This is a genomic window from Bradyrhizobium sp. Kon58 (assembly GCF_055807455.1).
This window is the reverse complement of sequence record NZ_JBVVOT010000008.1, coordinates 205004-215000: the sequence shown is the minus strand read 5'-3', so window position 1 is coordinate 215000 and position 9997 is coordinate 205004. Positions and strand designations below refer to the sequence as shown.

Genomic DNA, 9997 nt, shown 5'->3' with positions numbered 1-9997 from the left:
GGTTAGCGCACCGTCTTCAGGTAAAACCAACTCCCATGGTGTGACGGGCGGTGTGTACAAGGCCCGGGAACGTATTCACCGTGGCGTGCTGATCCACGATTACTAGCGATTCCAACTTCATGGGCTCGAGTTGCAGAGCCCAATCCGAACTGAGACGGCTTTTTGAGATTTGCGAAGGGTTGCCCCTTAGCGTCCCATTGTCACCGCCATTGTAGCACGTGTGTAGCCCAGCCCGTAAGGGCCATGAGGACTTGACGTCATCCCCACCTTCCTCGCGGCTTATCACCGGCAGTCTCCTTAGAGTGCTCAACTAAATGGTAGCAACTAAGGACGGGGGTTGCGCTCGTTGCGGGACTTAACCCAACATCTCACGACACGAGCTGACGACAGCCATGCAGCACCTGTGTTCCAGGCTCCGAAGAGAAGGTCACATCTCTGCGACCGGTCCTGGACATGTCAAGGGCTGGTAAGGTTCTGCGCGTTGCGTCGAATTAAACCACATGCTCCACCGCTTGTGCGGGCCCCCGTCAATTCCTTTGAGTTTTAATCTTGCGACCGTACTCCCCAGGCGGAATGCTTAAAGCGTTAGCTGCGCCACTAGTGAGTAAACCCACTAACGGCTGGCATTCATCGTTTACGGCGTGGACTACCAGGGTATCTAATCCTGTTTGCTCCCCACGCTTTCGTGCCTCAGCGTCAGTATCGGGCCAGTGAGCCGCCTTCGCCACTGGTGTTCTTGCGAATATCTACGAATTTCACCTCTACACTCGCAGTTCCACTCACCTCTCCCGAACTCAAGATCCTCAGTATCAAAGGCAGTTCTGGAGTTGAGCTCCAGGATTTCACCCCTGACTTAAAGACCCGCCTACGCACCCTTTACGCCCAGTGATTCCGAGCAACGCTAGCCCCCTTCGTATTACCGCGGCTGCTGGCACGAAGTTAGCCGGGGCTTATTCTTGCGGTACCGTCATTATCTTCCCGCACAAAAGAGCTTTACAACCCTAGGGCCTTCATCACTCACGCGGCATGGCTGGATCAGGCTTGCGCCCATTGTCCAATATTCCCCACTGCTGCCTCCCGTAGGAGTTTGGGCCGTGTCTCAGTCCCAATGTGGCTGATCATCCTCTCAGACCAGCTACTGATCGTCGCCTTGGTGAGCCATTACCTCACCAACTAGCTAATCAGACGCGGGCCAATCTTTCGGCGATAAATCTTTCCCCGTAAGGGCTTATCCGGTATTAGCACAAGTTTCCCTGTGTTGTTCCGAACCAAAAGGTATGTTCCCACGCGTTACTCACCCGTCTGCCGCTGACGTATTGCTACGCCCGCTCGACTTGCATGTGTTAAGCCTGCCGCCAGCGTTCGCTCTGAGCCAGGATCAAACTCTCAAGTTGGACTTGAACTTTGAACCGGCTGATCACAACGTTTTGACGAGGTCCCACCATTTTTCATCGACCGAAGTCGATGAGCTGCCCGCGATTCACATCGCTGGCAACGATGGTGTAACCTTAAAACGTGTACCGCCGAAGTCTTTCGTCCCCTCTCAGAACTCAAAAGCCGAAGCTCTTCAGTATCCGAGAGGCGCAAGGACTCCGCCGTCCACGTTTCTCTTTCTTCATCTTCACTTGTCAAACAGCCCGGGACCAGGAGGCCCCAACCTTCCAGAGAGGAAGGGTTCCGACACCCTTACCGACGATGGATGAACTCCAATCGACTTACGTCGACTGTTGTGTCACTCAACAAGGTGAGGAGCATCAGTGGCGCGTTCGCTCGCCTTGGTCAGTGACCCGGCGGCGCCGCGCTCAGTGGTCGGGTTATAGGCCCCACCCATCGGGGTTGTCAACGACCATTGTCAGAAAATCGTCGCACGGTGGATTGTTCGAAAAATCCACGCGATTACAGCAGGTTAGAAAGTCACCGAGCGGCTGGATCGGGCCAGCGCGGAGAAAAAACCCAAAAAAAGTTTGGGCCCGAGGGGGCTCCGGAGGCGGCATGGAGGCGCCTTGGCCGGGGCTTGGAGCGCCCGCCCCTGGAAGGCCCCTGACGCCCAGCCGTTTCCGGAAACTTTTCCATATTAGGCGCCGTACTTGAGCCACAATCCCCCGGCGTTCTGGTACAGACAAAGCTTGAATCGCAGGGATGCCAGTGGGGGCTGCCGGCGGTTTGTGTGGGGTCAGAGGAAGGCGATCATCCAATGAAGCAGCCTTCTTCAGACATTCGAGACACATCGAGAGATCTTTTTTCCGCTTAGCTGTTCGTAATTTCGGCCGGCCCGTCATCTGGGCCTTCTGACCGCGGACGCCTATGCGGCTTGCCTTTTCCGGAGACGCCCCAGAGCGGGCGGCGTAAGGAGGGGCTCGAAGCAGGGTTGCTCGAAACGGGGCTGCTCGAAATCGGGCTCTCGGGTCGTTGATTGGGGGACTTGGGTTGAACCACAGGACGTCACGCGGCGCTTACGGGCGTGAGACCGGGATCATCGATCTCGGCCACGAGCCGCCGCTGTCCGTCGATGGTTCCGAAGCCGCCGTCATCGATCGCCGCCGCGTCTCGGTGCAATGGTTCAGCGGGACGATTCTAACCGGACTTTGCGGCGCAGCCCTGATCGGCGGCGCCGTTTTCGCTTCGCTCGACGGCGAGATGACCTTCGCCAAGGTGCCGGAGCGCGTCGAAGGCGCGCTGCGCGGCGCATTCGGCGCAGCCGACCGCGCCGCCACGCTGCACAAGAGCGACCGCCTGCCGCCGCCGAACGAATCCACGGCCTCGCGCAACATCGTGCGCGTCTCGACCGTCGCCCGCGTCGGCAACCGCGACGTGATGCGGGTACGTCCCTTCATCCGGATCGCCGGCAATCTGTCGATGACGACGAGCGACCTGTCGGCAAAGATCCCGCCGTTCAACGCCCAACGCCTTCTCACCGACGTGGGCTCCGATCCGAAGACGGCATCCGAGGATCCCAACAATCCGGAAGCCGTCGAACCCGACGCCGAGGTCTCGTTCGTCACCAAGGATCTCTCCCAGGTGCTGCCGAAAGCCAAGATTTCCGCAGTGGTGGCGCTCGACGACATCCTGATGCGGGTCCGCGATGCCGCCAATTGGCGCGGCAATGGCGGGGTGCGCTACGCCGCGCTCTCCAATGCTGCGGCCGACGTCTCCGGCGCGACCGGCCCGTCCGACATCCGAAGCGCCTACGCCACCGAAGTGTCGCCGTCCGATCCCTATGCCGGCTTCGAGACGCGCGTGGTGCCTGAAAACGTCACGCTGCTGCCGAAGACCAAGGAGCAGATCACCGGCGGCAATCCCAACGGCGAACGTGTCCACGTGGTCAAGAAGGGCGACAGCGTCGCCGGCGTGCTGCGCGATCTCGGCGCCACGGCCGAGGAGATCAAGGCGATCACCGCGACGCTCGGTCCGCGCGGCCGCGACGGCGGCCTGAAGGAAGGCGAGAAGCTGCGCATCCTGATGGCGCCCGCAAGCCCCGGCGCCCGTCTGCAGCCCTACCGCGTCGTCATCGCCAACGAGACCATGGTCGAGGCAATCGCGGCGCTGTCCGATCTCGGCAAATACGTCGCGGTCGACGTCTCCAGCATGAATACCGTCGCCGACGCGGCGGCGAACGCCAACAGCGACGACGATGACGACGATGACGGCACGGGCGTGCGGCTCTACCAGAGCATCTACGAGACCGCGATGCGCAACAAAGTGCCGATGCCCGTCATCGACGACATGATCAAGATCTATTCCTACGACGTCGATTTCCAGCGCAAAGTGGCGCCGGGCGATTCATTCGACGTGTTCTACGCCGGCGAAGACGAAGGCGTGACCGCGAGCGAAAAGAACGACGTGCTGTTCGCTTCGCTCACGCTCGGCGGCGAGACCAAGAAATATTACCGCTATCAGAGCCCCGACGACGGCGTCGTCGACTACTATGACGAGACCGGCAAGAGCGCGAAGAAGTTCCTGGTGCGCAAGCCCGTCAACAACGCCATCATGCGCTCGGGCTTCGGCGGTCGCCGTCACCCCATCCTCGGCTATGTGAAGATGCATACCGGCGTCGACTGGGCGACCTCCTACGGCACGCCGATCTTCGCCTCCGGCAACGGCGTGATCGAGAAGGCCGGCCCCGAGGGCGGCTACGGCAAATACATCCGCATCAAGCATAACAACGGCTACGAGACCGCCTATGGCCATATGTCGGCCTTTGCCAAGGGCATGGAGCCCGGCAAGAAAGTGCGGCAGGGCCAGGTGATCGGCTTCGTCGGTTCGACCGGCGCGTCGACCGGCCCGCACGTCCACTACGAAATCCTGGTCAACGGCCGCTTCGTCGATCCGCTGCGCGTGAAACTGCCGCGCGGCCGCTCGCTGGAAGGCCCGATGCTGGCCGGCTTCGAGAAGGAGCGCGACCGGCTCGACGGCATGATGAGCGGCCGCGCCGGCGCCATCGCCCGGATGTCGGACGCAACCGGCGGTCCGTTGCAGGTCACCAACAGGTAAAAGCCGGCGACCGGCCGAGATCGGCCGATCATCTTCAAACACGATCCGGATTTGACGTCGTCGCGCGAGGCCGCTTGGCCGCATCACAACGTCAAGTTTCGTTTGCCAAAGCGGCGTGAGGAGCGAATACTTTCCAAAAAAACGGGAGGTCTCGCCATGAAGAACAGGCTCGCCTGCGCAGCCTTCGTTGCTGCGATTGTCTCCGCCACCAGTGTTTCGGCCGAAAACTGGGAGGTCACCAAGCTCGTCCCGGGCTCGGCGTTCCACGGCGTGCACGGGCTTGCGATCGACAAGGCCGGCCACCTGTTTGCCGGCAGCGTCGCGGGCGCGGCGCTCTACGAGGTCGACATCGCCGGCGGCACCGCCAAGGTTGCAATCCCCGCCCCGATCGGAATGGCCGACGACATCGCGTTCGCCCCCGACGGCACCATGACCTGGACCGGATTCCTGGCCGGCGATCTCTATTCGCGCAAGGGCGACGGCCCGATCAAGAAACTCGCTTCCGGCCTTCCCGGCATCAACTCGCTCGCTTACCGCAAGGACGGCAGGCTGTACGCCACCACCGTCTTCCTCGGCGACACGCTCTATGAGATCGACGTCGAGGGCGACAAACCGCCGCGCCAGATCATGGAGAAGATGGGCGGCCTCAACGGCTTCGAGTTCGGCCCTGACGACAAGCTCTACGGTCCGCTCTGGTTCAAGGGACAAATCGCAAAGGTCGACGTCGACAAGGCCGAGCTGACCGTCGTCGCGGACGGCTTCAAGGTCCCGGCCGCGGTGAACTTCGATTCCAAGGGCAATCTCTGGGTGGTCGACACCGCGCTCGGCCAGCTCGTTCGGGTCGATCCCAAATCGGGCACCAAGACCATGGTCGCGCAATTGAAGCCGTCGCTGGACAATCTCGCGATCGACGACAAGGACCGAATCTACGTCTCCAACATGGCCGACAACGGCATCCAGGAGGTCGATCCTGCGACCGGCCAGGCGCGGCAGGTCATCATCGGCAAGCTCGCTTTGCCCGGCGGCATCGGCGTCACGTCGGAGAACGGCAAGGATACGATCCACGTCGCCGACGTGTTCGCCTATCGCACGGTGGACGGTGCGACCGGCGAGGTCACCGAGAAGGCCCGCATGCACGCCGCCGGCGTCACGCTCGAATATCCGATGAGCGCGACGGCGAAGGGCAACGACGTGGTCCTGTCGAGCTGGTTCACCGGCACGGTGCAGGTGATCGACGGCAAGACCGGCGCCACCCGCGACATGCTGCACGGCTTCAAGGCGCCGCACGACGCGATCGTGCTCGCGGACGGCAGCATTCTGGTGGCCGAGCTCGGCACCAAATCGCTGGTCCGCGTCAGCGGCGAGCACGGCAAGGACCGCACCACGCTGATCGGCGGCCTCGAGGGCCCGGTCGGGCTGGTCGCGGGATCGCGTGGCGAGGTCTATGTCACCGAAGCGTTTGCGGGCGTCGTCTCGATGATCGAGAGCGGCGGCGAAAGGACCGTGCTCGCCAAGGACCTGAAAATGCCCGAAGGCATCGCACGCACCAGCGACGCCAAGCTGATCGTGGCAGAGGTGGGCGCCAAACGGTTGATCGAGATCGCACCGGAGAGCGGCACGGTCACCGAGATCGCGGCCAATCTCCCGATCGGCCTCGTGGGTGCGCCCGGAGGGCTGCCGACGCACATTCCGACGGGAGTGGCGGTCGGGGCGACGGGAGTGATCTACTTCTCGTCGGATGTGGAGAACGCGATTTACAAGGTGGTGAAGAAGTAGCTCTGCCGATCAACATTCGCGCAAGCGCCGCGCCGAGATACGCGCACGGCGTGTGCTGCCCGGCTACATATTCATCCGAAGCACAAAGAAATGCTTGTTTGCAGGAATGATCTTGCCGTCCGGCGTGGCGTTGACGTTCGTGATCCTGATCGACTGGGTCACGTTCCCGCCGATTGCCCTGATCTTCCCGGAAGACAGCTCAACCACCAGGTTTGTGTGAGAGTGAAAAGGCTTGTTCGGCAACATCTGTTCCAGATCTGCGCGGTTCTGGACATCGTCCGAAAATCCAATGAGATCTCCGACCCGCGGAGCCATTTCGCCCTTGTCGAAGTAAACAATTGGTGCGTCCATCCGATTGGCGACCCGGTTGGCAAGGGCGGCCAGGATATAAACCGAATGGCTCGCTGAAAATGGAAACTGGGCTCGGGTTACGCCTCCCGCATTCAAGACGAATGAAATATAGGCTGCCGACCATCGTACCGCAGCCGGATTTGTGACGTCGTCGCGGCCAACGAACTTGAAATACTCGAGCACCCGGGCGCGCAGCGGCTCCTCTGTTTCCGTTACAGCTGATCCCCCCCGTCGTGCGAACGTATTCATCTCATCGAGCGCCGCCTGAACTGCATTGGAGAGGACCAACGTGGTGCTGGGACTGCCAACACGCCCACCGCCAGCGCTGCCAGGCGTAATCGTCACCAAGGCGGCGGCCTCGTTGTTTCTGCGCTGATATAGGGCATTCAATTTGTTGATCGCTTGACTAACCGTCAGCCCCCCCAATCCATTGTTGTGCGCAGCTTTCACTCCGATGACCGACTCGATTGCAGTATCGGGATTCGCAGTCAGCATCTTGACCGCGCCTTCAAGGCCCTGCTGATGGGCCATGTAAAGCTCCACCGGCGTGATTGCCCGTCCCAATCTGGCCTTGAGCGCCTTTGCATTCTTCACCGTGAATGTGCATCCGATCTCGACCTGCACGTCGACCGAAGCGCCAGCCGCCTGTCCCTTTCCCGGGCCGCCTCGGTTGGGAAACGTAGGGCCCCCTTCGGCCGCCCATGTGTCGTCGATGAACTGAAACAGGCCGGCCGCCGAACTCACGGAGTTGCATTCGGTTGGATCAAAGTCGCCGGTCTCTATCGCAATGATCGTCAAGACGGTCATCGGATCAAGTCCATGACTTTTCGCACCGGCGATCAGCTTGTCGATAACGGCCTGATGACTTCCGGGCTTGGCCTGAATGTCGCCACCTAGACCGGTCGAAGTATCCCCTGAGATCGGGCTGTCAGGATCGGCTGGAAGGCTGTCCTTGATTTCGTGCGCCAGCCTGCTGACTTCGTCGAATCCTGGGATAAGCTTTGTGGTGCAGGCCTCCAGTGCTTCCTTGATCGTCGCGCTGCCATCGTCCTTGAAGATTGCCTTGTTGCGGCTCAAGAAAACCTTGCGCGCGACGTCATCCGGAAAGATCTCCTCGAGGACCTCCAAGGACGGCCGCGCAGGTTGGGCTTGCTCGGCGTCGAGGATCTTCGCGGCCGCGTTCGATCCGAAAGTCCCGGCGCCCACAAATATGAACGCCAGATAGAGGTCCACCGCGGTCAAACTATGAGTTGGAAGCAGCCCCTTGAGCAGGGTTGCCGACTTTGATGCCAGCACCGCAGCAACAACACATTGCGCGGTCGGGAACTTGATCTGTTCGGCGGTAAGGCCTCTGAGCTCCGCTAACTCCAGAAGCTCCTGCCAGGTCTTTGTGGTGAACTGGTATGCGCCTATTGTTTCTGCGCCGTCAGGATCGCTGGTCTTGACCTCCGTCAGGCTCCACTGGCTGCCGCTCTGCACGAACGCCAATGCATAGAGGTAAGCGGCATTGGTTGCGTTTTGCTCGGCCTGGGTAAGGCACGCATCTGCCAAATCAGTTCTCGATACCTGCGCGGGAAACGGTTGGAAGCCGCCGGACATCGGGATGTCGTTATTCTCGTCGACAATGAAATGGTCGTCCACAAACCCCTTTCGCTGCTCGATGTTGGCTCCGCTCGTCGCTTCAACGAAAACCCAGGTGATCGTTGTGCCCCCGATGATCTCGGTGGTGGAAGGCTTCGCCCCGATCTTGATCTTCTCACCCGCAAAGACCCGCAACGGCACGCCGTTCAGCACGACTTGATCCGAATCGTCTCGTCCCTCCTTGAGGAGAGGCTGATTCGTCAGGATTTTCCCGACCGCGGCTCCGGCCATGTCTAACTCCCAAAATCAAAAAAGGATTGATGTCATCCGTTATTCGCAGGTTGTCCAACTTGTCTGCAGGTGCGCGAGATATTGTTGTACGATTTGTCGTTGACAGTGTTCGTCGTCAAATCGGTCAACTCAGCCTTTCTCGCAGCGGTCATTTGCTTCTTGGCCTCAACAATCGCATCCCGAGTTAGTTGATCGAACTTTCCGCTCGCATTGCCCTTGATTCTCACATCGCAGAATCCGAGCATGACCTGAAATGCCTTCACCCCCGCCTCATCGACGAAGGCGTACCTCTCAAATGGTGTCCGGTTGACCCGGCCCTTCGGCAAATCGTCGAAGCAGGGTTGATCCAAGCGTGTAAATATTTGCGTCTCGACGCCGTTGACAATTTGCGGCTCGATGTTGGTGAATGGCACAGCTGAAGCACCGCTTTGCAATGCGCCTAGTTTGGCTTGCTTGATCGCATTTCGCATCGTGTCATCAAAAGTATTTGACTCTTTCAAACATAATGTTCTCTGGATCGACCCGCCGGTGGACTGAGACATGGCCCGCTCGCTGTCGGTGATCCCTCCGATCATCTTCGGTGGCTTCGGCGTCTGCGGATTTCCGGGCGTATCCGGCAGCGGGTCACGCGGATTCTTGGGAATCGAGTTGAGCAATGAACCAGCCAGGAGCGACTTGCGAATCTGTTCCGCATTGCCCTTATCAGGCGGTGTATTTCCCGCGACGCTGTCGCGCGTCCGCTGATTGACCAGATCCTCTATATAGAATGGCGTACATATCAGCATGTATTCCCGGAGCACGTGCACGGCGTCTGGTTGATATGCAATCCGCACATTCAGCGTCTCGCGGTACTGCAAGCGTTTCTCACGGACCAGAAGCGAGACCGTTGATTTCTCGATTTCGAACAGCAACCGCGAGTAGTAGTTTGTGAAGGAATTGCTTGCCAGACCGAAGGCGAGACCTGCTATGGCGATCGGCGCCGCGCCGACGCCAGTCGTGTACAACAGCGCTTCGGTAAAAGTCCGAGTGTCGTGGATCTGGCTCAGGATGGCGCTGCGGTCACGGCGCCGGCTGGCTAGCCAGGCAAGATAGCTGTCACAGCGGCGATCAATATCGTTGAACCCGGCACTCACTAAAGCGGACCATTGGGCACTTCCGTACCTGCTTACGTCGCAGGAGACGATGGCGTCAGAGGCCGGGTCGACGACTTTGACCCCTCCAGCCTGCACACACAAGTACGAGAGGTAAATCTCCAGCCGGCGGGTCGACTCGGCCATGTCCTCAGCTGGCAGTTCAGTGCCAATGCCTTCCTGGATTAACTTCTCTTCAAGTGAGCCGCAGCCGCTCAGCAGCAGCGCCAATGCAACAAAGCCCGCAACGATACCCGCACGCATCGCACGCCCCCACAATATCTTTCAGACTATGGCGAGCAACCCTGTCACCGCGAGCGACAGCTTCACGTGAACAACAGTTCCGGCAAAATACCGTGTGTGGCCACAATCCCTCA

At 60.1% G+C, this 9997-nt stretch carries 4 protein-coding genes and 1 rRNA gene (1 of these 5 only partly in view); 2 read left to right on the top strand and 3 right to left on the bottom strand.

Features of this window, described 5'->3' with window-relative positions; all coding sequences use genetic code 11:
* Positions 1–1394, bottom strand: a 16S ribosomal RNA gene (locus AC0L20_RS16955); it reaches 95 nt to the left of the window's first position.
* Positions 1395–2427: 1033 nt separating this feature from the next.
* Between AC0L20_RS16955 and AC0L20_RS16950 the strand changes: the two genes are divergently transcribed.
* Complete coding sequence (locus tag AC0L20_RS16950; RefSeq protein WP_473289857.1) at positions 2428–4491, top strand: peptidoglycan DD-metalloendopeptidase family protein; 2064 nt, start codon at positions 2428–2430, stop codon at positions 4489–4491.
* 156 nt (positions 4492–4647) lie between these two features.
* Complete coding sequence (locus tag AC0L20_RS16945) at positions 4648–6267, top strand: hypothetical protein (RefSeq protein WP_473289855.1); 1620 nt, start codon at positions 4648–4650, stop codon at positions 6265–6267.
* A 63-nt stretch (positions 6268–6330) separates the two neighbouring features.
* On the opposite strand, the gene AC0L20_RS16940 is transcribed toward AC0L20_RS16945, so the two are convergent.
* A complete protein-coding gene (locus tag AC0L20_RS16940) occupies positions 6331–8490 on the bottom strand; it encodes a DUF2272 domain-containing protein (protein WP_473289853.1) in 2160 nt (719 codons plus the stop codon).
* A gap of 32 nt (positions 8491–8522) precedes the next feature.
* On the bottom strand, positions 8523–9884 hold the full coding sequence (locus tag AC0L20_RS16935) for a hypothetical protein (RefSeq protein WP_473289851.1): 1362 nt from the start codon (positions 9882–9884) through the stop codon (positions 8523–8525).
* Positions 9885–9997 lie beyond the last annotated feature (113 nt).